At 42.5% G+C, this 22,031-nt stretch carries 17 protein-coding genes; 6 read left to right on the top strand and 11 right to left on the bottom strand.

Annotation, left to right across the window (positions count from 1 at the left end):
• Window positions 1–60: 60 nt before the first annotated feature.
• The 4 genes from LW728_RS09895 (at window position 61) to LW728_RS09880 (ending at window position 5,564) form a co-directional block, all read left to right on the top strand.
• Window positions 61–1,722 carry a purple acid phosphatase family protein gene (locus LW728_RS09895; protein ID WP_287766510.1) on the top strand — a complete coding sequence of 554 codons (1,662 nt, stop codon included), beginning with the start codon at window positions 61–63 and terminating at the stop codon, window positions 1,720–1,722.
• A 47-nt stretch (window positions 1,723–1,769) separates the two neighbouring features.
• Window positions 1,770–2,264, top strand: a complete 495-nt coding sequence (locus LW728_RS09890; RefSeq protein WP_287666875.1) for a hypothetical protein — start codon at window positions 1,770–1,772, stop codon at window positions 2,262–2,264.
• Window positions 2,265–2,405: 141 nt separating this feature from the next.
• The gene (locus LW728_RS09885) at window positions 2,406–3,098 is read left to right on the top strand and encodes a pirin family protein (RefSeq protein WP_002799908.1); all 693 of its coding nucleotides are present in this window, start codon (window positions 2,406–2,408) and stop codon (window positions 3,096–3,098) included.
• 225 nt (window positions 3,099–3,323) lie between these two features.
• Window positions 3,324–5,564, top strand: a complete 2,241-nt coding sequence (locus tag LW728_RS09880) for a glycoside hydrolase (protein ID WP_002799907.1) — start codon at window positions 3,324–3,326, stop codon at window positions 5,562–5,564.
• Between the two features lie 382 nt (window positions 5,565–5,946).
• Here the strand turns inward: LW728_RS09880 and LW728_RS09875 are convergent, their stop codons facing one another.
• The 5 genes from LW728_RS09875 to LW728_RS09855 all read right to left on the bottom strand — a co-directional run bounded on the left by LW728_RS09875 (window position 5,947) and on the right by LW728_RS09855 (window position 10,116).
• The gene (locus LW728_RS09875) at window positions 5,947–7,137 is read right to left on the bottom strand and encodes a HEAT repeat domain-containing protein (protein WP_287766507.1); all 1,191 of its coding nucleotides are present in this window, start codon (window positions 7,135–7,137) and stop codon (window positions 5,947–5,949) included.
• A gap of 110 nt (window positions 7,138–7,247) precedes the next feature.
• A complete protein-coding gene (locus tag LW728_RS09870; RefSeq protein ID WP_002799905.1) occupies window positions 7,248–8,024 on the bottom strand; it encodes an energy-coupling factor ABC transporter ATP-binding protein in 777 nt (258 codons plus the stop codon).
• Window positions 8,025–8,143: 119 nt separating this feature from the next.
• Window positions 8,144–8,917 carry a cobalt ECF transporter T component CbiQ gene (gene cbiQ, locus LW728_RS09865; protein WP_287766505.1) on the bottom strand — a complete coding sequence of 258 codons (774 nt, stop codon included), beginning with the start codon at window positions 8,915–8,917 and terminating at the stop codon, window positions 8,144–8,146.
• A 118-nt stretch (window positions 8,918–9,035) separates the two neighbouring features.
• Window positions 9,036–9,359, bottom strand: coding sequence for a PDGLE domain-containing protein (locus LW728_RS09860; protein WP_002799903.1), 324 nt, complete (start codon window positions 9,357–9,359; stop codon window positions 9,036–9,038).
• A gap of 28 nt (window positions 9,360–9,387) precedes the next feature.
• Window positions 9,388–10,116: an energy-coupling factor ABC transporter permease gene (locus LW728_RS09855; protein WP_149973476.1), complete on the bottom strand. Its 729-nt coding sequence runs from the start codon at window positions 10,114–10,116 to the stop codon at window positions 9,388–9,390.
• A 592-nt stretch (window positions 10,117–10,708) separates the two neighbouring features.
• Between LW728_RS09855 and LW728_RS09850 the strand changes: the two genes are divergently transcribed.
• Together LW728_RS09850 and LW728_RS09845 are read left to right on the top strand one after the other, a co-directional pair.
• Window positions 10,709–11,245 carry a deoxycytidylate deaminase gene (locus LW728_RS09850; RefSeq protein ID WP_002743086.1) on the top strand — a complete coding sequence of 179 codons (537 nt, stop codon included), beginning with the start codon at window positions 10,709–10,711 and terminating at the stop codon, window positions 11,243–11,245.
• 21 nt (window positions 11,246–11,266) lie between these two features.
• Window positions 11,267–11,596, top strand: coding sequence for a BrnT family toxin (locus LW728_RS09845; protein ID WP_287766503.1), 330 nt, complete (start codon window positions 11,267–11,269; stop codon window positions 11,594–11,596).
• A gap of 196 nt (window positions 11,597–11,792) precedes the next feature.
• On the opposite strand, the gene gyrB is transcribed toward LW728_RS09845, so the two are convergent.
• From gyrB to LW728_RS09815, 6 genes are all read right to left on the bottom strand, one after another.
• Window positions 11,793–14,459 carry a DNA topoisomerase (ATP-hydrolyzing) subunit B gene (gyrB, locus tag LW728_RS09840; RefSeq protein WP_287666858.1) on the bottom strand — a complete coding sequence of 889 codons (2,667 nt, stop codon included), beginning with the start codon at window positions 14,457–14,459 and terminating at the stop codon, window positions 11,793–11,795.
• 412 nt (window positions 14,460–14,871) lie between these two features.
• Window positions 14,872–15,582 carry a response regulator transcription factor gene (locus LW728_RS09835; protein ID WP_287666856.1) on the bottom strand — a complete coding sequence of 237 codons (711 nt, stop codon included), beginning with the start codon at window positions 15,580–15,582 and terminating at the stop codon, window positions 14,872–14,874.
• 263 nt (window positions 15,583–15,845) lie between these two features.
• Complete coding sequence (locus tag LW728_RS09830) at window positions 15,846–17,195, bottom strand: ABC transporter substrate-binding protein (RefSeq protein WP_287766501.1); 1,350 nt, start codon at window positions 17,193–17,195, stop codon at window positions 15,846–15,848.
• An 11-nt stretch (window positions 17,196–17,206) separates the two neighbouring features.
• The gene (locus LW728_RS09825; protein ID WP_002799891.1) at window positions 17,207–17,926 is read right to left on the bottom strand and encodes a PspA/IM30 family protein; all 720 of its coding nucleotides are present in this window, start codon (window positions 17,924–17,926) and stop codon (window positions 17,207–17,209) included.
• Window positions 17,927–18,033: 107 nt separating this feature from the next.
• Window positions 18,034–20,631, bottom strand: coding sequence for an ABC transporter substrate-binding protein (locus tag LW728_RS09820; RefSeq protein ID WP_287766498.1), 2,598 nt, complete (start codon window positions 20,629–20,631; stop codon window positions 18,034–18,036).
• Window positions 20,632–20,663: 32 nt separating this feature from the next.
• Window positions 20,664–22,028: a DUF1822 family protein gene (locus LW728_RS09815; RefSeq protein WP_287766496.1), complete on the bottom strand. Its 1,365-nt coding sequence runs from the start codon at window positions 22,026–22,028 to the stop codon at window positions 20,664–20,666.
• Window positions 22,029–22,031: the final 3 nt, after the last annotated feature.

Raw genomic sequence — 22,031 nt, 5'->3', positions numbered from 1 at the left:
TCTGCTAGTTATTGCCGGTTAAGCTGTGGACTATCTCAATTATTCCTTAAGACTGTTTAAATGCAGTACAGCAGTTATCTTTTAGCGACAATGAACAAGGATCAACTTTTAACCGAACCTTTTTTACAATTACCCACCGAAACATCAATACAAGTGATTTGGTTTACGGAATTTTTTGGCACTGGTCATCAGGTGCGCTACGGGGAAAAACTAGAGAAAATGGTCCTCGCTCGTACTAGCAAATTAACTAGAGTTAGAGAAGATGCCAAATCGAGAACCCTTGAAGCTTATCAATCTTTAAGCGAGCGAGAAATCTGGCGACATCAGGCCGAAATTACTGATTTAAATCCGCGGGAAAGGATTCCCTATCAAGTCACCAGTTTTCAGGAAAATAGGGCGATTAGAAGTGATATTTATACTCTTACCCCAAGACCCAAAAAAGGAACTAATCTCAAAATTCTGCTCACTTCCGATCATCAATTAATGCCTATGACTGCCGCTAATTTACAAAAAGTTATTGAAACTATTGGACAGGTGGATGCAGTTTTTTTAGCAGGAGATTTAGTTAATATACCCGATCGAGCTTCCGAATGGTTTGATGATAGTCGTGGTGGGGCATTCTTTCCCTGTTTACAAGGTCGTGCTAATTATACTCTTACCAAGAATGGTATTCAGACTATTTATAAAGGGGGGAAAATTATTCAAAATGCCCCCTTATTTCCTGCTATTGGTAATCATGAAGTTATGGGCAGATTTTCTAATTCCACAGGTTTAAATGAACAGTTTGAAGATGCTATTCCTCAATTTATTGCTAAACAACTAGCAGAGGATACAGCAGCAATTAATGAAAAATGGTTGAAAAATAATGCTTTTAACACAGAAACCTACGAAGAAATTTTTTCTTTGCCTCAAAATAAATATTATTCTCTCACCTTTGGCGATATTCGTTTAGTGGTTTTATATGTTACTAATATCTGGAGAAATCCCAATTTAGAACCCAGTACAAGGGGAAGATATTACGAAAATCAAAGAGATTTAGATAGACCCGAACGCTGGGGTTATGGTCAGCATATTTTTGAGCCAATTGCTCAGGGTAGTCCTCAATATCAATGGTTAGAAAAAGAGTTAAATAGTCCAGCATTTCAAAAGGCTAAATATAAAGTAGTCATGTTTCATCATCCTCCCCATACCCTAGGAGGAAATATCGTGCCACCCTACACCGATCCTGTGCCGACAATTGAACGGGATGCCACGGGAAAAGTTAGATCAGTACGTTATGATTATCCCCAAGAAAATGATTATATTATTCGTGATCTAATTCCCTTATTAGAATCAGCCAAGGTTAATTTGGTTTTTTATGGTCATTCTCATTTATGGAATCGTTTTCTTAGTTCTAAGGGTATGAATTTTCTCGAATCTTCTAACGTTGGTAATAGTTATGGCGCTCATTTAGGGGATAAAAAACGTCCTGTACCTCTCGATAGAAATTATGCGGCCATCGGTAATCCCAATGGATTACCAGCAATTATCCCGAACATTGCTCCTCTAGTGGATTGGGTTAATCAACCTTTACCCTATATTGCCAGTAATGATCTGACGGTTTTTAGCATTTTAGATACAGAAAAAGGAACCGTGATCAGTTATCGTTTTGATACCCGTTATCCTGACTCCGAAGTAATTAAATTTGATGAATTTGACCTTTTTAGCGTAGGTGAAATATAATAAAATCAAAGAGTGCCGGTTAAATAGATTCTCTTGGGGTTAATTCTATGACTACTGTTACCAGCAATGATATTCAAGAATTGAAAGACTTACTCTCGGCAATGCGACAGGAAAACCGCGAGCAAATGATTTCTCTGCGAGAAGAAACCCGCGAGCAAATGACTTCCCTGCGAGAAGAAACCCGCGAGCAAATGACTTCCCTGCGAGAAGAAACCCGCGAGCAAATGACTTCCCTGCGAGAAGAAACCCGCAAGCAAATGGATACGCTAAAGGAAGATAATCGCCAACAACTAGAAACCCTGAGAGAAGAAAATAACAAGCAATTTATTAACCTACACAAAGAAATCACGGAAGTCAAAATTATCACGGCTAAAATTGAAGGAACAATTCAATCCCAAGCAGTATTAACCCAAAAAATTCCCGATTTAATCGAGAAAGTTGGGGAATTAAAAAACTGGAAACAAATAGCTATTGTCGCTATCACTGCTTTTACCAGCGCCACAATTACTTGGTTTATTCGAGGAGGAAATTTAAAACCTTAAAGTCCAGTATTTTTCTCAATTCCTAATTGGTGCATTTGCAGAATAATCGGTTTCAGGGTTTCTGCGAAAGCGGTTAAAGAATATGCAACTTTGGCAATATTTTATAGACTGGGAATATAGAGATAAAAAAGAGGAAAACTGATGATTACTATACGCAAAGCTGAGGAAAGAGGCCACGCTAACTATGGTTGGTTAGATACCCATCATACTTTTTCTTTTGCCCAATATTATGATCCCCAACAGATTAATTTTAGGAGTCTCAGAGTTATTAACGAAGATAAAGTGATTGGGGGAAAAGGATTTCACACCCACGGACACCAGGATATGGAGATTTTAACCTATGTTTTGGAGGGAGAACTAGAACACCAAGACAGTCTCGGCACAGGTTCCCTGATTCGACAGGGTGAAATTCAACGTATGAGCGCGGGAACAGGGATAAAACACAGTGAATTTAATCATTCTGCCACTAATCCCCTCCATCTTCTGCAAATTTGGATTATTCCCGACCAAAAAAACCTAGAACCCAGTTATGAACAAAAAGCGATCGAATTTTCTCCCCATACCCTACAATTAATCGCCTCTCCCACCGGTGCTGGCAACGCGGTTAAAGTCCATCAAGACGTTAATCTCTACGCGGGAATTTTGCCCCTAGGCCAGTCCCTCACCCACTCTTTGGCTACCGGTCGTTATGGCTGGTTACAGGTGGCTAGAGGGCAAATAACCCTGAATGGCGTGTATTTACAAGTGGGGGATGGAGCGGCAATTAGAGACGAAACCTCTTTGGCTATTCAATCTCTAGAAGACTCGGAAATTTTGCTTTTTGACCTAGGGTAGTGGGGTTAAGTATTAGGGATTCTACTGCTGAACTGCAAATAATCACCACTAGAGGAGCCGATCCTTTAACAAATACAAAGAGACGATACCCCCTCAAAACCAGTTGATAGGATTATGGTAGTGACCGAAATCAACTTTTAAGAATCTATAATGGGCTTTATTGTCCATTATTATCTAATATAACGGCTTTAAAGCCTGTTATATGCACTTTTCCTCGGTATTATCATGGCCTATCCTCTCTACGTCGCTTTTATTTGGCATCAACACCAACCCCTCTACAAATCATCTCAAACTCGCACCGATGCTTCGGGACAATATCGCTTACCCTGGGTGCGACTGCATGGGGTGAAAGATTATCTCGATTTAATCCTGATTCTAGAACGTTTTCCCAAATTACATCAAACTGTCAACCTTGTCCCCTCTTTAATCCTGCAATTAGAGGATTACGTCAACGGACTAGCTATAGACCCCTATCTTGCTCTCACCGTCACCCCGGAAGCGCAATTAACCCTGGCACAAAAACACTTTATCCTCGAACACTTTTTCGATGCTAACCATCGTACCCTGATCGATCCGCATCCCCGTTACGCCCAATTATACGCACAGCGTCAAGAAAACGGTCATAGTTGGTGTATTAGCCATTGGCATCTCCAAGATTATAGCGATCTCTTGGCTTGGCATAACCTCGCTTGGATCGATCCTATCTTTCACAGTGACCCGGAAATCGCTGCCTGGTTAGAACAGGGAAAAAATTTCAATTTAAGCGATCGCCAGCGAATTATCTCCAAACAGCGTCAAATTCTGCGTCGTATCTTGCCGCAACACCGGTTAATGCAGGAAACCGGACAACTAGAAATCATTACCAGTCCCTACACCCATCCAATTTTACCCCTGCTGGCCAACTCGGAAGCCGGCCGGGTAGCAGTGCCGAATATGACCCTTCCTCGGCAATATTTCCGCTATCCTGAAGATATTTCGCGCCATCTCCAGAAAGCTTGGCAAATCTATATTGATCGCTTTGATAAACATCCTCGAGGACTTTGGCCCTCGGAACAATCCGTTAGTCCCGCGATTCTCCCCGCAATCGCTAAACAGGGTTTTCAGTGGTTATGTTCCGATGAGGGGGTGTTAGGTTGGTCCCTGGGACATTACTTTCATCGCGACGAAAAAGGCAATATTAGCGAACCGGAATTGCTTTATCGTCCCTACCGTCTGGAAACTAGCAACGGCAATTTATCGATGGTTTTCCGCGATCATCGTCTCTCGGATCTGATCGGATTTAGCTATAGTGGCATGAAAGCGCAAGAGGCCGCTACAGACTTAGTTAAACACCTAGAAGCGATCGCCGAACAACTGAAAACCAACGCAGAAACCACGACCCTAGAAAAACCCTGGTTAGTTACCATTGCGCTAGATGGCGAAAACTGTTGGGAAAACTATCATCAAGACGGTTTACCCTTCCTAGAGAACCTTTATCAACTTTTAAGCGACCACCAAGCGATCGAATTAGTCACCGTCTCGGAATATCTCGATCGCTTTCCCGCTAATGCAAAAATCCCCAGCCATCAACTTCATAGCGGCTCTTGGATCGATGCCAATTTTACCACTTGGATCGGCGATCCCGCTAAAAATAAAGCTTGGGAATATCTAATTTTAGCCCGTCAAACCCTCGCTAATCACCCGGAAGCGACGGAAGATAATAACCCCGACGCGTGGGAAGCATTGTATGCAGCGGAAGGTTCCGATTGGTTTTGGTGGTTTGGTTATGGCCATTCTTCCAATCATGACGCAATTTTTGATCAACTTTTCCGCGAACACCTGATCACTCTTTATCAAGCTTTAAATGAGCCAATTCCCTCCTATTTGCTCGAACCGGTGGAAGAACACGGGGATAAACAAAGTAATCGTCCGATGGCTTTCATTCACCCCATTATCGACGGTTTTGGGGACGAACAGGATTGGGATAAAGCTGGACGGATCGAAATTGGCGGCTCCAGTGGTACAATGCACCGAACTTCCTTAGTGCAAAGACTCTTTTTCGGTTGGGATCACCTCAATTTTTATCTGCGTTTCGATTGGAAACCGGGGGCAGAATTAGGCAAAGATATCCCGCCTGAAGTGCATTTATATTGGTATTATGATGAAGTGCATCGTCTGCAAAGTCCAATTCCCCTAACAGATATTCCCCCTCGATCGCCCCTCGATTACGGTTATCATCATCATCTAGGAATAAATTTAATCACGGAATTTACTTGGTTAGAATTCGCTCAAGAATATTTTACTTGGCAACGAGTTCCTAGTAGTGCCAAAGCTTCTTTTAATCAATGTTTGGAAATTGCTGTCCCCTGGGAAGGATTACACATTGAACCCGATGCTCGTCTCCATTTAATCGCAGTTTTAGCCAATCAAGGTCAATACTATGATTTCCTCCCCGTTGAAGAATTAATCTTCCTGCAAAGACCTTAAATCAGTGATCAGTGATCAGTAATCAGTTTTTTAGTTATCAGCTATCAGCTAGAATCATTTATTAGTAAGTGATCAGTAATAGTAGAAAGATATGTTTTAGCTTTAACTAATCAGATAGATGGCTCTCTTAGGTTTGGTGGCTAAAATGTATTCTAAGATACAGTCTTGGGGCAGTGAGTGGAACGAACCACAGAGACACAAAGGACACAAAGATCGATCACTAATATATAAGTTAAACTTATCACACAAAGAATAAGAGAGCCTCAATTTTTCCATTAATGCCCAATTTGCTTAAGAAGCGCAGGAGAAATTAAACGCTATCCTTGGGGAAATGGATGCGGATCACTGACAAATTCACCACATCTGTGCAGCGGTAAATTAGCTATATAGTCCCATGATCTAGCTTTTTCAGGGCGCTGAGAGCATGGAGACGGACAATCGCCTCCCCATCGGCTGCTAAAGTCAGCAAAATACTTTTATTATCCCGATCTAATTCTCCTAAAGCGATCGCTAGAGACTGTTTAACTCCTGTATCACCGAGGATCGCAGGACGGGAGTGATAAAAATTACCGAGAATTTCCCCTGCTTGTCGGCGTAATTTCTGGCAGGTTTGCCGGCCGAGAATAGCGATAATTTCCCGACAAATCAAGACATTTTCGCTATATAAAGCTTTTTCTAGGTAATTTAAAGCTTCTCCGTCCTCGATCCAGCCCAAGGCTCGTACTACAGTTAATTTTAAACTATCGGGAGTTAAGGAAGATTGCAGCAGTGGATTTAAAGCTTTAGCTGAGGTTGCTGTGCCGATACGACCGAGAGCGATCGCAGTTTCTTGACAGATATCAAGGTGGATATCGAATAACAGCGGTTGCAGATGGTTAACTAAATCTGCTTGGGGATAATTCGTCCCTAGGTAACTACTAGCTTTAATTGCTTCCCGTCGCACCTCGATGGCTGGATCCTGTAAAGCATCGAGGATAATCGCAGTAATCTGGGGATGGTGAAAACTGCTTAAAGCTTCGATCGCCATGGACCGAATGGCGCTAGATTCATCCTTAACTACGGTTAAAAGCGGTTCGATAATTTCTGGCCGGCGAATTTGTGATAAAGCTTGTACGGCTAAAAAACGCCTGTTCGAGTCGGACAGTAATTGTCCTAAACTAGAGATGGCAGAACTGCCGATATTAGCTAAAGCAGCCGCAGCCATTTGGCTGAGTTCCTCCTCCTCCGATCTTTGCAATAATTGACTGAGAGCGAGAATACAGGCTCGATCGTCAAATTGACTGAGAATTCTCGCCAGAAACCAGCGCATTTCCCCATCTTGTTCCTCGGATTCTAACAGGGCAATTAAAGGAGCGATCGCCGGTTGACCGATTTGAGGAAATAGTTTAGCTATCTCCCATCGCTGTTGAAAATCGCATTTTTGTAAGGCTTCTAGGGCTAAATCGAGGATTTCATCGTTAATAATCGGTTCAATCGCATCTTTTTGGTTTAAAAGTCGCTGTATGCTGGCGTTTACTGTCTCCCAGTCCTTTTTATTCAACGCTATCTGAGCTTTTTCTAGCAGAGCTTGCATCGTGAGAAATGGCCTCGATTTTCGTGCTACCTATCCTAAGAATGTCAGACTTGCTCGCTTTTGTCCTCTCTTCTATGCAAGAAACCGATAATAAATCTCAAAATTGTGCATCAGACGTCAGTAGAGGGGGCATCAGCGATCGCACAGTAGGGACGACTATAACAAAGGGGTGTTTCCAGGTCGTGTTCTTCCAAAAATTCCCGATTACTTAAAATCTTAGCGGTTTCTCCCTCTCCCACCACCTGACCACGACTTAAAACCACCGTGCGATCGCATAGTTCTAAAGCCAGATCGAGATCATGGGTGGCGATCACTTGAGTTTGGGGTAAAGTGGCCAACAGTTGTATTAATTGCCGACGGGACCGGGGATCCAGTTGGGCGCTAGGTTCATCAAAAACTAATACCTGCGGCAACATGGCTAAAACCCCCGCAATAGCCACGCGTTTTTTTTCACCCCCCGATAGATTCTGACTGTTTCTCTTACCGTAATGCTGGGAATCCAATCCCACCGCGTGTAAAGCATGATGACAGCGATGGTTTAAATCCTCTCCCCGAATACCCTGATTCATCGGTCCAAAAGTCACATCTTCCCAGACAGTGGGCATAAATAGCTGATCGTCGGGGTTTTGGAAGACTAAACCGACAAAATTGCGGATATTTTCTAAATTCTCCGGTTTAACTTGGTACGGACCGACGGTGATTCTACCGGTTTGCGGCGGGAGAATACCGTTAAAATGCAGTAATAAGGTGGATTTTCCCGATCCATTGGCCCCTACCAAAGCCACCTTTTCCGTAGCTTCAATGGCTAAATTAATACCTTTTAACGCTTCTGTGCCGTCAGGATAGGTATAAACTAGGTTTTCAATAAAAATCGGGTTGTGGTGCATGAAAAACGAGACTTTTACCGAAAAATTGGGTTTAAGGTTCCCCGTCCTTTAGCGTAGCGGAGGACGGCTTTTTTTGCAACAGGTTGTCAATCTAGCTTCAAGTTTAGGCAACGGGAGTGTTAACTGAGTAGATGTACCATTTGACCCCAGAGGATCAGAATTACTGTGCAAATTATAGCGAGATAATCGTTCAGCTTGCTTTGGGGAACCCGTATAGAAGGCAAGGAACCGGTGTAACCCCTCGATAACATGGCTTGATAAATGCGATCGCCACGTTCGTAGGTACGGATAAATAAAGCGCCGATCATGTGTCCCACTAGCAACCGTTGCCATCGGGGACTACTCATTAAATTGCGCGCAATTGCTGCCCTTCGCATGGAATTAAATTCAGCGATCAAAACAGCTAGATAACGGTACATAGAAGCCAAAATTGCCACCAATAAAGGGGGAGTTTTCAGGGTAACTAAGGCTTGCAACAGGTCGGGAATCGCTGTGGTTAAAACCAGAATATTGACCGTACAAAGACAGAGAAAAGCTTTTAGGGCTACACTGCCTAAAACCAGCAATCCCGCGCTAGTTATCCGCAAAAATCCCCAAGACCAAAGAATTTCCCCGCCATCGCGAAAAAGAGTTCCCAATAAAACCACACTGATAAAGACAAATTCGATCGCTACTCTTCGTAAAAGTACAAGAATAGTCACCCGACTGATCAGAATTAAAATAATTAATCCTAATCCGTAAATCCCCCAAGTTTCCCAGCTACCATTGGGAGTTAAGGCTGTGGCAAAAACTAACAAAAGAGTCACTAAAACCCGGGTATGGGGCGCGAGTTTCTGCCAAAAACCGCAATTTTGGCACTCATTTTCGCGAAAAAAAGTGGCAATGTGTAGCATTTATTCAGTGATCAATTATCAGTGATCAGTTATCAGTTAGAAAGGGGATTTAGGGGTTTAGGGGTTTAGGGATTTGGGGAAATTTCAGCTAAATGCCCCACTCCCGACTCCTGATTCCTTACTCCTGATTTTGGGATTTTGGAATCACTAATTTACCGATACCCCAAGCGATGCCGAAAGTGGCAAGAGTTCCCAGAAAACCTGCGAGGGGAGTGGCGACACCTTCGGGAACACCTTTGAGGGCATAACCATCAAAAATTCGGGCGAAGGGTAATTGATTACCGAGGGCGTTGGGGTCTTCTTTTTGGCTAAATTGCAAGTCTTCCGCCACTCGATCGAGTCCGTCGGGATCGGGACTGGCAAAGGGAGAAAGAAAAACGGCAACAATTAGGGAGCATACCAGACCAATCAGAAAAAATTGGCTATTTCTGCGAATATTCATCGAATTAATTGCTTTATTGACGAGAAGCTTAGGAAGGGGAAACAGAAGTATTAACGGAATGGGGCGGATCGTAGAGGAGATCGGGACGAGTTCGCCAGATATAACCGACAGCGAAAACGGTAATCACCGCTTCCCCGATACCGATGAGGATATGCCAAGATAACATGGCAAAAAGGGCGACTAAAGGCGGTACAGTCCCCGATAAAGCCAATTGCAGGGCGCAAAACAACGCGGCTACCACCACACTTGTCCAAGCAGCGACGGCAACTGCGATCGCCATACTGCGCCAACTATGAAAACCGAGGGCTTTTCTAATCCCCAGATAGAGATAATAACCGCCAAAAGTCCCGATCAGACCCATATTGACGATATTTGCCCCTAAAACCGTTAAACCGCCATCTTGAAAAAATAAAGCTTGAACAATAAAAACCACCGCCATCACCAGAGAACCCGCCCAGGGACCGAGTAAAACCCCCGCGAGAGTCCCCCCTAACAAATGTCCGGAGGTTCCCCCCGGAATGGGAAAATTAATCATCTGGGCGGCAAAAATGAAGGCGGCACAAACTCCCATCAAAGGTACAGCCCGTTCAGCGTAGTGACCGCGCACTTTTTTGAGAGAAAAGCTAATCAGGACGACGGCAATTATCCAAGTAAATAGACTCACCGATGGACTCAAAAAGCCGTCAGGAATATGGAGGGCGAGATAAGGGGTCAGCAGAGGGTGAAACAAACCAACTCCTAGAAAATTAACAGACATTAAAACTCAGTCTCCTTGGCAATTTGGGTTAAAGATTTCAAGAGAATTGTTTGGCTGGGACGGAAAAGTCCTCTCTTCTAGTAGATAACTAACCGCTTCATTCTACAATGCTCTCTCTGGGGATTTAACCCCTTTGGCTTCTTAAGAATTTCTGTTATTTTTCTGGTTGTCAGGGTTTAGCTATCGGCCAAAATCTCAATTATTCTCAAGCAGTCAAATTATTTAAATTATTATTAACTTTCGAGTTTTTTGTCGTTTTTATGCTAGGCATTAATCAGTGAGCAGTGAGCAGTTAGAAGAGGCTGGTGACTATTAACCACTGAGTTTTAAGTAACATTAAGCTAAACTGATCACTGATAACTGAAATGTCCCCCCCACATCTCCTCTACCTGCCACTTCCTAAGATAAATAAAGATGAATCAGCTTAAAACTGTTGCTTGATTCGGTGTACTAGCTGGTTTACTTGTCGCTATTGGCCATGGGATTGCTGGTGGGGGTGATGCTTTAATTGTAATTGGTTTAGAGGTCATCTAATGATAAGCTATCAGAGATAACTCCCTCTTTTTCGCTTTTTCTAGCTTGGTATAAAACCGTGATCAACTCTGAAGAAAAAAGACCGACTTGGGACGAATATTTTTTAATGATCGCTAAATTAGCCGCCACCAGATCCACCTGTTTAGCTTTTCCCGTCGGTGCGGTAATTGTCAAAGATCGGCAGGTTTTAGCTACGGGGTACAATGGTTCCCCATCGGGAACGGTTCATTGTACTGCCCAGGGTTTTTGTTATCCCGGTTTGGGAACCTGTCGAGAATCTGGAGAAATTCCCTCTCGGGCAATTCATGCTGAAGCTAATGCGATCGCTCAAGCGGCTAAACACGGTATTTCTACCCAAGGTGCTAGTATCTACGTTACTTTAGAACCCTGTATTTCCTGCTTGAAACTAATTATTTCTTCGGGAATTAAGGAAGTTTTTTACGAAGCTGACTTTAATAGTGGGACAAAAGCCATTTTAAGGGATTCTTTTCTAGAAACGGGGATTATTAAGTATAAAAAGATTTATTTATCAGAAGAAATGGCTAGTCATGCGGCCTTATTTTTATTAAATCCCATTTCGATCGATCCCAGGTAGTTATCCTCAACGGCGACATCAATGACGACCCCGCAACTTTTCGAGTGGGATGAAAATAAGCGTCAGGCTAATATAGAAAAACACGGCATAGATTTCGCCGACCTGGAAGCGATTTTTAGGGGTCCAATAATTGAGCGCGTGGATACCCGTCAGAATTACGGCGAAATTCGAGTGATTCTAGTGGGTACAATCGATAATATCGTTTTGGTGGTGGTTTATACATGGCGTGGCTCGGTTCGTCGAATAATTAGTGTTAGGAGGGCTAACAACCGTGAACGAAGAACATATTACCAGAGTCACCCGCGAACAGTGGGCGAATTTGAAAGGCAAAACGAACTGGGAGAAAGTTAAAGGGATGAGTGAGGCGGAAATTGCCAAAAACGCCCTAGAAGACCCCGATAATCCACCGCTGCCGGCTGATTTTTTCGATGAAGTTCTGGAATGCGCCCCGGGTTCCTTGAATCCCTAACCCTCCGATTAGTAACTGGATTTAGGGATTTTATCGGGGGCTGTATTAGCCTAGACTAACACAGCCCCAAGTTACCGTTTAAATGTCCAAATCCGTAAGATTTAAACGCGGTCCGTGGGTTTCGATAAATTCTCGCCGGGGGGCAACTCGATCGCCCATAAGAATGGTAAATAATTCCTCTGCTTTGGCTGCGTCTTCGATTTCCACCCGTTTTAAAGTGCGAGTTTCGGGATTCATAGTAGTATCCCAAAGTTGTTGGGGCATCATTTCTCCTAACCCTTTAAAACGTTGGATTGTGTAGTTAGCATTGGAGGGAAATTCCGCTATCTTTTGCTGTAATTCTCGATCGCTATAGCAGTAGGAATGATTTTTACCGCGTTCCAATTTATAGAGAGGAGGACAGGCGATATATACATAACCTTGGTCAATTAAATTCTTCTGATAACGATAGAAGAAAGTTAACAACAAAGTTCGGATGTGGGCGCCATCCACATCAGCATCAGTCATTAAAACAATGCGATGATAGCGCAATTGTGAGGGATCGAAATCTTCTCCTTTAATCCCTAAACCGAGGGCGGTAATTAAGGATTGAATTTCCGTATTTTTGTAGATTTTGGCATCATCGGTTTTTTCGATATTGAGGATTTTTCCCCGCAGAGGTAGAATCGCTTGAAAACGACGATCACGCCCCTGTTTGGCACTGTTATGGACGAAAACGCCGGAAGCAAGGGCAAAGTTATGGGTATGAGGAACCTCGATATCATAGACATCGAATCTTGTTTCTAATCGCTCGATCGCCACAACTCGATGATTGTAATTAGCCACCGCTTCTAAGGCTTTATTTTTATCACCATCAAAGTAGCGATCACAAAAAGAATCAAATCGCAATATTGATTTATCCCGCGTCTGAAGCCGATATTTTTGATAAGCTTCCAAATCAATATAACCTCGATCGATCTCAATTTGCTTTAAGGTCGCTAGGGTTTTTTGATAGTAAGTTTTCTTGATTGTGTTAATTCCCTGCCAACGATTATACCAATCAGCGATCGCATGAGTGAACAACCAAGAATCGGAAGCGGGATTCCAGACCATTTCATAACCGCTAATGGTGATTCCGGGGTCATGAAGAGCGGACAATTTCCGATACAAAGGCATTAAAGCATCTTCTGGAGTTAAAGCCGCAGCAGGTTTATAGCTACCATCTCTTAACAGGAAAAGATGGTCAGGAGTACAAATAATCGCTTCACCATGATCGAGAGTAATTTTAATTACTTCTGCGTCTTTTTTGGTGATGCGGGCATTAATAATTCGTTCAACCCCGATCGTGCCATTGTCACGAATGGTATAACAAAAATGTTCCTTTCCTTGGGCTTGTTCGGTCACTAGCTGTTTAAAACTGAGGTTGCGTCCATCGACAAGGGCGATTTCTGTATCACCATGAAAACAACCGCCGGCGCTGTCCCCTTCGACGATGTAAATTTCTGACTTTTCTGGGTCTCTTTCGCTACAATCAGCCAATTTACCAGGTAAAGGTGAGGATTCCAAGACCGATTTCCGTCGTACTAAGTCCCGGGCCCGACGGGCCGCTTCCGCCGCTTTGTACGCTTGTACTGCTTTTTCGATAATCGTGTCGGCCACTTGGGGATTTTGTTCTAAGTATTCGTTGAGAGTTTCCCCCACCAGGGAATCAACAATACCCCGGACTTCGGTGTTACCCAATTTGGTCTTGGTTTGGCCCTCGAATTCCGGTTCGGGGACTTTTACGGAAATAACGGCGGTTAAACCCTCGCGGACGTTTTCCCCCGCTAGATTAGGCTCGTTTTCTTTAATTTTATTGCGTTTACGAGCAACATTATTTAAAGTACGGGTCAGGACTGCCTTTAGTCCCTCTAGATGAGTTCCCCCGTCAATGGTGCGGATATTATTAGCAAAACCGAGAATATTGTCGCTATAGGCATCTATACACCACTGAAACGCCACTTCGATATTAATTCCGTTCTTTTCCCCCGATACATAGATAATATCTTTGTGCAGGGTTTCTTTTTCCCGACACATATAGGCGACGTATTCTTTAATACCCCCCTCATAACAATAGGTTTCGATGTGGGGTTCTTCGGGACGGTAATCGCTAAAGGTGATTTTAACACCAGCATTTAAGTAGGCTAGTTCTCGTAAACGTCCGGAGAGGGTACTGTAATCAAATTCGATGCCTTGGCTAAAAATTTCGGTGTCTGGCAGGAAATTAACCCTAGTTCCCGTTTTTTCCTCTTGACCTGGACTGCTGACCAATTCTGTGACGGGGATACCTCTTTCGTAGCGTTGGGTATGTACTTTATGATCGCGCCAGACGGTGACATCGACCCATGCAGAAAGGGCATTAACGACGGAAATCCCGACTCCGTGTAACCCTCCCGACACTTTATAACCACCACTGCCAAATTTACCGCCGGCATGAAGTATAGTGAGAACGGTTTCGAGGGCAGATTTACCCGTGGTGGGGTGAACATCGGTGGGAATACCCCGGCCATCGTCGGTGACGCTGACGGAACCATCGGCCTTGATATCCACTTCGATATGAGTACAGTAACCCGCTAGGGCCTCATCGATCGAGTTGTCCACCACTTCATAGACTAAATGATGTAGTCCCCGCGGCCCGGTCGTACCGATATACATCCCCGGCCGCTTCCTGACTGGTTCTAACCCTTCGAGAACTTGTATCTGTTCCGCGCCGTAGTTACTTGTCATAAAATTTCCCTGAAAAGGCTGTGATCCCTGATTGAACCTAAATGAATGGCAAAATCTTCAAAAATTGTAGCACATAAGGGTTAAAGACTGCTTAAATGCCTTTAGGGAGAATTTTTTATTAGGGTTGGGGTGTGGGGTGTGGGGTGTGGGGGGAGAATAAATAAAAGCCATCTCCTAAGTAGGTAGGCGTTAAAAATTATCAGACACCACCCTTATCAAGGGAGGACTAAGGGTAGGGTTGATTCATGAATCAACCCTACTATGAATTCACCCTAGGACTAAGGGGGGATCGAACCTAAAATCTATTTTTAATTTAATTATAACCAGCTACTGATCTCCTGAATACTGCCTCCTGAATACTGACTCCCGACTCCTGACTACTAACCCCACCAACAAACTTTTTCAGCAGACCCTAAATAATGTCATCCTCAAATTTATAACCGACACCGACTACAGTTTTGATAAAGATAGGATTAGCAGGATCGGGTTCTACTTTTTTGCGTAAGCGTCGGATATGGGTATCTACTACCCTTTCATCGCCAAAAAAATCATTTCCCCAGAGATTATCGATTAATTGGGTGCGACTCCAGACGCGATTGGGATAACTGACAAAGGTAGCTAATAAATTAAATTCTAAGGTGGTTAAATCGAGGGTTTCCTCTGGCATTCCTTCCAATTTACGAAGAGCAGAATGTTGATCTAAGTCGATAATAAAATGACGGCTGCGATGGAGTTGTTGGGGTTGACTATCGTGTCTTAAACTACGTCTTAATAAGGCTCTTACGCGAGCGGTTAATTCCCGGGGACTAAAGGGTTTTACCATATAATCGTCGGCTCCCGTAGATAGGCCGATAATGCGATCAATTTCTTCTCCTCTAGCGGTTAACATTAAAATATAGGGGTCTTTTGTCCCGGGTTTTTGGCGAATTCTAGCACACAATTCTAGTCCGTCTAATTCGGGTAACATTAAATCTAAAATAACTAATTCTGGTTGCTTTTGATAAAAAAGTTCTAGTCCTACCCTACCATTATAAGCCAGATGACAAGTAAAGGACTCCCGCTCTAAAGTTTGCTGAATCAAATGGGCGATTTCAATTTCATCTTCGATAATAACGATATCCATAAGTAAGTAGTTATAATTTAATTGAAGATAGATTTTGCCTTTGATCCCCCCTGCCCCCCTTAATAAGGGGGGTGCGGATGCCCCCTGCTCCCCTTAATAAGGGGGAATCTGACAATTTTTAAAACCTACCTACTTAGGCATATTTTAACATATTAGCCATTCATTTCTTTCTCAGGGTTGAACATTGAAATAATTGTAATTTTTGCTCATTTTTTGGGGGGGAGAGTTGGCAACTCTCCCGACTTTGGTGGACTGGGGACTTTTCAAGGTAAAGGGACAAACTGCTCACCGGAGGGAGTTGATTGCACTTGAATTAAGACCGGTTGACCAATGCGATCGCCAGTATTAGGATCAAAGCTAATTTTTCCGGTGGCCCCTGTTTGATGAAAATTCCCGGAGCGCAGCCTGGACTGTAGGCCCTGACGTTGAGTATTTTCCCTTAAACCGGCAATAATCACCCGTGTAGCGTCAAAACTGGTGGCTGTGCGCCAACTAACCGGACCGCGCCACTGTTCCTGCATAAGATTGGCAAAAGTCTGGTTAACCGAGGGGTGCCAGGGTGCGGCAAGGGTTAAACCTTGGGCGTTTTTGCCGCCATCTTCGAGGGTGCGAATATTGTAGAGGGTGGGACTACTAAACAGAGGCAAACGCTGACGATTGGAGCGAATAACCTCAAAAACGGGATCGAGACGATCAACATGAGCAACGACAAATAGGCCGTTAGCACCCCCAGAAATCGCCTGATTAAGGGCTTGATCGGCCTTAAAATTGGGTACACTCAGATCGCAGACAATCGGCACAATTTGACCGCCTTTTTTCGCCACATTAGCCATCAACTCATCTTTAAAGGAAATATTATCAGGAGCTTGAGAATCGTAGCAAAAAGCAATTTTTCGGACTTTAGCTGTATTTACTATGTAATTTGCTAAGGTTTCCGTAATTTTGCCGTTAGAAGCCACCAGACGAAAGATATAATTTCCCGCACCGGAGAGATTATTAGCCAGGGAGGTGGGAGAAATCATCACCAAACCGCCTTTTTCGTAGATGGGAGCGGCGGCTAAACTGGCATCGGAGGCATTATGACCGATAACAGCGATAATATCGGGATTTTTGACTAATTCACTGGCTACCTCTTTCGATATCTGCGGCTGATTATCGTCATTAACCACGATAACCATCAGTTTTCTGCCGTTGATCCCTCCCTGTTGATTGATCTGGGTTTGTGCGCTGGCGACTCCTCGCAATATTTCCTGAGCGACGTTGGGATTAGTTGTTGCTGGCACAATAACGGCGATTTTGAAGGGATTTGAGCCAGTTTGCAGGTTGCTTAGATAAATTACGCTTTCGGGATCGTTGGGATGTTGAGCGAGGGATTTTTGCAGGAGTTGCTCTGCTTCTTGGTGATCACCTTGAGCAATGGCAGCGATCGCTGATTCTTTGGTGGTGTTAGAATTAGTTTTGATCAGGAGATGATTGCCGTAACTCATGCGGGGATTATTATCGGCTTTTGGGGCAAATATTGCCAATATTTGAGGAAAAAGAAACCAACCGATCAACCCCAGTAAAATATAGAAAATTGGCGGTAAGCTCGCTTTTTTGCCAGTCTTTGTCATTGCTTTACTCCTTAACTTTGCTGATTGAATTCGGCTAAACGGCGGTTAATTTCGTCATCAAGGCTTAAGAAATCGATTTCTTGAGCTAATTTCTCGCTATAGTTCTCGCTTAATTCACTATAGGCGTTTTCTTTTCGATAACGGTCTTTAATCGCTTCATTGGCATCCTCAAAGCGATCGCGGGAGTTATTGAGGTTGAGACTACTATCAAATTCGTTTATTTTGCCTAAAGCCTCATTCATGGAACTAATCGCTTTTAAGTTGCTCATTTCTAATTTATAATGTTCGATTTTTTCCTGCTCTTGGCGAAGTTTTTCCTTAGCAGCAATGACTACTTTTTCGGCATTATCGACCCGATCTTTCATGGCGGATAGAATTTTTTCTAGGGAGAGAACCTTAACCATAGCTAGTCTTGCCGCTTCTTGAAGACCTTTTTTTTGAGCGGTGACAGCCTGTTGCAAGTAGTTTGTGTGTTCCTGTTTTTTTGCCTCGTATTGTGCTTGGGCCGATTGCTGGGCTGCTACTACTTGCGCCACCGATTCTGTTAATTCCGCTAGGGATTTTTGCATCGATTCTAGGGATTCTCTGGCCGATTCTACGGCAATTTTGCCGCCGGATTCGATGGGAATACCCCACAACCAATTCCAGATCGCAACGAGAGAATTTCCTGCCTTATCACCGATCAGCCAAAAAATCAAGGCTTTTGGGGTTAATTTTTTTAACAATTTCATGCCGTTTGTCTCCTAGAGGTGTTACCTGTTAATTAGGAGTGATGGTCAACTTTAATGCAGTGGATAAGGTTAAGTTTTGTAAAAAGTCTTGACAAGGATAGGAAGGTTTAGACTGGACCGGCAGATTTAATGGGAGCGAGGGGGACAAATTGACCATTTTTGACCTGTAGAATCAAGTAGCGGCGCTCATCAGGATTATTATTCATGTTGCGGACACCATTCTCATCGAATCTAACAGTGCCAGTCATTCCTTCAATAGAAAAATCGTTTCTTAAAACTTGATTTAATGATTCTCGATCGAATTTTTGTCCTTGTTGGTATAACTTTCGCAAAGCGGTGAGGATAACTTTAGTCGAATCGTAGGCCATGGGAGTGCGCCAAACATTGATCTTATTTTGCCAAAAACTGTGGATATAATTATCTCGTGTGAGATCATACCAAGGCACGGTGATAACTAAATTTTCTACCCCCTGTTCACCTTCTGCAAGGGTGAGATAACTTTGAAAAGTGGGTGAACCTAAAGTTACTAAGTTTAACTGTTGTGCGGGACGTTGCTTAAAGATACTGACGGCTCTTTTCAGATCATTAACATAGGGAGCAACCATGAGAATATTTACTTGATATTGAGCGATTTTTTGATAAATTTCCTGTTCATCTAAATTATTTTTTGGCTCGATATTGCAGTCAAAATCTGCATCTTTAATGACTTTTTGAAAGTGCTGACCGAGGAGAATGTTTTTATATTTTTTAGCGAAGTTATAATTATCCCCAGAGCGATTATCATAACAAATTAAATTAGTGGGGTTTTGGATAATTAGCTTGTCAGTTTGTTCGCGGATATATTCACTTAAGGTTGTGGCAAAAGTTTCCAGATCGGGAACCATTTTATATATATAGCCATTGCCAGAGATTTTCGGGGAAAAGCTGGTGGGAGATAGGGCAACAATTTTCCCTGGTACATAGATATCTTTGGCCGCTTCACTAGCAGCAGAAGCATTATGACCAACCACTGCTATGATTGACGGATCTTTAACAAATTTTTCGGCTCGATCTTTGGCATCTTCGGGGCTATTATTATCATTAGCGACCAGTACCTGTAGAAAGTGAAAATCGGGGTTGTTGGCCTGTTCATCGTTTAACTCCTGTTGCAATAAAGCAATACCTCGTAAAATTTCCTGAGCAATTTCTGGATTATTACCAAGAGGAACACTGGTGGCAATTTTTAAGGGATTTCTGTCTTGATAGGCCGCACGAGCGTTATTATAATAGATGCGAATCTCTGGATTATTGGGCAAGCGATCAAGGGATTGTTTAAAAAGCTGAATTGCTTGTTTATATTCTTTGTTTTTAAAAGCTTGTCTTCCCTGTTCAATAATGTTATCTTGTCGGTTTGTCTTTAATAATATTTCTTCACCTAAGCTAATTTCTGGGTATTTACTAGCATCATCGGAAAATACTCCTCCCCAATATAAAACTGATAAAATTACCAGAATACTTAAAATAAATAACAGAGCTTGTTTCCAGTGACGCAATAGACGTACAGGCCAACTTGGCTCATGATTTTTTCCCTTATTTTCAGGGGGTAAAGGTAAAATTAACGGTGGTTCTTCAGGATTTTCTATCAAACGAGGCAGCAAAGAAGAACTAGCAGCATCCACCTCAAATTCGTGTAATCTTAATTCTTGTCGAGCGATTGTTAAGGATTCTTGTAGGGATTTATGTTCAAGAAAATTGGGAAGAAAAACTTCTAGAAATCTCAAAGCAACCCGCACGGCGATGGGTTCTTTCATAACAATAATATGGGGTACTCCGATATTAGCCAACTGACGACCAATACCTAACCCATCGCAGGAATTACAGATAACAAGTTTTAAACCTTTTTTAACAGCTATTTTTAGGGAATTTCTTAAGTTATGTTCAGGAGATAAAGCCGTATCATTATCAATGATAAAAACTCCATCGTGTCCGTCGCTACTGGTTTGACTATGACCTAAATAAACTACAATATCCCATGGATTTTTGATCAACTCATTCTGAATATTTATCGTTGAAAGAGGAACTTCTGAACTAGGACTTAATATTTGTATATAAACCTTATCTGGGTTTCCTAGTGCCGTTTGCAAACTGGATAAACACAGGGAATTACGCTCGTTTTCGATGTCAATATTACCCAAAATTACTAAAACCTTAATCGGAGGAGTAAGGTTAATTATCGGAGGATTTCTCTGGATAGTAAGAGCAATTTCCACATCATTCCACCAATCCCGTAAAAAATTCCAACACTCCCAGGGAATTTGTTGTAAATCAAAGTGGGTAGTTTGGATAAAAAATCTTACTTCTGACTCAGTACCTATATGAAACAAGATATGATTTTGTATCGAACTCAGAGAACTGGAATTTAGCCATTCATTTAAGCTATCTTTTAAAGTTTTAGTGGCTTTTCTGAGGTTTTCTCTAGGATCACCTACCGCTGCATGGGTGATCATACTATGAGGAACGGTAATTCCTAAACTGGGTTGACTTGCTACCCAATGATAATAAGCTCGACGATAATTTTGCAAAGCGTCAGCAATGTCAAGGTTAGGGACTAATGTACCCTCGGCAAAAGGTGCTATCAAGAGATGATTGTCACGAATTTCTAGAGTGACGGAAAATCCCGTTTCAAAACTGCCATCACCAATTTTCAAAATCACAACTCTGCTCATGTCTTTACCCTTGACATTTTCTGCTATCTCTATTAAATACTAAACTGCTCGGTAATGCTACTATCCCCTAAACTTAGGTTAACATTAAAGCGATCGTCGGCATCAGCTAGAAAATAAAGTTGCAGATAGCTATCTAGGGGTTTCTCCCTTGCTATTGCTTCTAAACTGGGGATTAATTGGCCTATTTCATCGCTAATTTGCAAAGATAAACCGGGGGGTAGCTTGGCAAAATTGTCCATGGCATAGGCACGAATTAAGACAGCAATTCTCTGGTGACTGGTCGATAAAACTCCCACCATTAAAGCGATTTTATAACCCATTAATTGACTACCCACATCGAGCATTTTGCGGATAGCAGCATTGGGATAATGAGGATCAATATTCCAGAGATATTCGGCCGCTTGCCAGCGAATAGTGTCATCTTGGGTTTGATGTTGTAGTTTTGCTAAAGCTTCCTCTGGGGTTAAATGTTCCGAAAATTCCACCTCTTTTTGACTAGCATACAGTTGTCTAATTTCTCGCTGAATATCTGCTGGAGATTCTCGGCTGCTGACTTTTTCAGCAGCCAACAAAAAACCCGGATTAATTGGACGATAATTGTCGATAGTGCTGAGGATTTCCTGCCATTTCTCTGTAATAATTCCCTGCAACCATTGACCCAGTTTTGTGGGGATTACCTCTAAACGCTGCTGATAAAGTTTTTCTCGCCATTGTTGATTATTCAACAAAGCTAACCATTGCTGAAAACTAACATCTAATCTCGGAGAATAGGGTGAAACTTGACCTAACTTTTTAATTAAATTTTCTGCTGTTGCTGGCGATAAGTTTGCTAAAGATTCGAGTTTTCCTTGTTCACTCTCTCCCTCTAAACAACTCTGCCAAAGAATATCTAAATCATCAATAATTTGCTCACTGTCCAAATAATATTGATGGTAAATTGAATCGTATTCTGCGAGATTTTTAACATCTTTTCTGGATATAAAACCCCAGATATTGAGAAATTTTTCTGCTAAATCTACCTGCACCCCTAGATAAAAATCTGCCGCTAAATCGGGAATATCAACCCATTCTTGCTCTATTGTCAATCCCTCAATGTCAATCGCTTGACTGGGAATAGTAGTCACTTTTTTATCTTGAATTTGCCAAGTAAACCCGTTAATAAACTCCCAAAGATACTGATGGTTTTCGGGTATTATTTGAATGGAACAATCAAGATTATCTTTCAGCCAATTGCTTAAGCATATTTGCACCAAGTAATTAATCAAAGCCTGATTTTTGGCGGTTTGATTAGAGTATTGACTGAGAATCGATCGAGCTTGTTTAATCTCTGTTTCCGAAAAAGTTAGCCAAAGGGATTTCGGGTTAATTTGTTGCAAAATATCGAGGTTGACTTTCATGGT

The organism is Microcystis sp. 49638_E5 (assembly GCF_021300285.1).
GTDB lineage: Bacteria > Cyanobacteriota > Cyanobacteriia > Cyanobacteriales > Microcystaceae > Microcystis > Microcystis aeruginosa_C.
Note: the sequence above shows the minus strand (reverse complement) of the source record. Positions and strands in the feature narration are given on the sequence as shown.

Coding starts and splice junctions, on each gene's coding strand:
- LW728_RS09885 (WP_002799908.1), top strand. CDS start 2,406: ATGATTACTATACGCAAAGCTGAGGAAAGAGGCCACGCTAACTATGGT.
- cbiQ (WP_287766505.1), bottom strand. CDS start 8,917: ATGCTACACATTGCCACTTTTTTTCGCGAAAATGAGTGCCAAAATTGC.
- gyrB (WP_287666858.1), bottom strand. CDS start 14,459: ATGACAAGTAACTACGGCGCGGAACAGATACAAGTTCTCGAAGGGTTA.
- LW728_RS09830 (WP_287766501.1), bottom strand. CDS start 17,195: ATGACAAAGACTGGCAAAAAAGCGAGCTTACCGCCAATTTTCTATATT.
- LW728_RS09835 (WP_287666856.1), bottom strand. CDS start 15,582: ATGGATATCGTTATTATCGAAGATGAAATTGAAATCGCCCATTTGATT.
- LW728_RS09825 (WP_002799891.1), bottom strand. CDS start 17,926: ATGAAATTGTTAAAAAAATTAACCCCAAAAGCCTTGATTTTTTGGCTG.
- LW728_RS09820 (WP_287766498.1), bottom strand. CDS start 20,631: ATGAGCAGAGTTGTGATTTTGAAAATTGGTGATGGCAGTTTTGAAACG.
- LW728_RS09880 (WP_002799907.1), top strand. CDS start 3,324: ATGGCCTATCCTCTCTACGTCGCTTTTATTTGGCATCAACACCAACCC.
- LW728_RS09855 (WP_149973476.1), bottom strand. CDS start 10,116: ATGTCTGTTAATTTTCTAGGAGTTGGTTTGTTTCACCCTCTGCTGACC.
- LW728_RS09845 (WP_287766503.1), top strand. CDS start 11,267: ATGACGACCCCGCAACTTTTCGAGTGGGATGAAAATAAGCGTCAGGCT.
- LW728_RS09860 (WP_002799903.1), bottom strand. CDS start 9,359: ATGAATATTCGCAGAAATAGCCAATTTTTTCTGATTGGTCTGGTATGC.
- LW728_RS09815 (WP_287766496.1), bottom strand. CDS start 22,028: ATGAAAGTCAACCTCGATATTTTGCAACAAATTAACCCGAAATCCCTT.
- LW728_RS09875 (WP_287766507.1), bottom strand. CDS start 7,137: ATGCAAGCTCTGCTAGAAAAAGCTCAGATAGCGTTGAATAAAAAGGAC.
- LW728_RS09890 (WP_287666875.1), top strand. CDS start 1,770: ATGACTACTGTTACCAGCAATGATATTCAAGAATTGAAAGACTTACTC.
- LW728_RS09895 (WP_287766510.1), top strand. CDS start 61: ATGCAGTACAGCAGTTATCTTTTAGCGACAATGAACAAGGATCAACTT.
- LW728_RS09870 (WP_002799905.1), bottom strand. CDS start 8,024: ATGCACCACAACCCGATTTTTATTGAAAACCTAGTTTATACCTATCCT.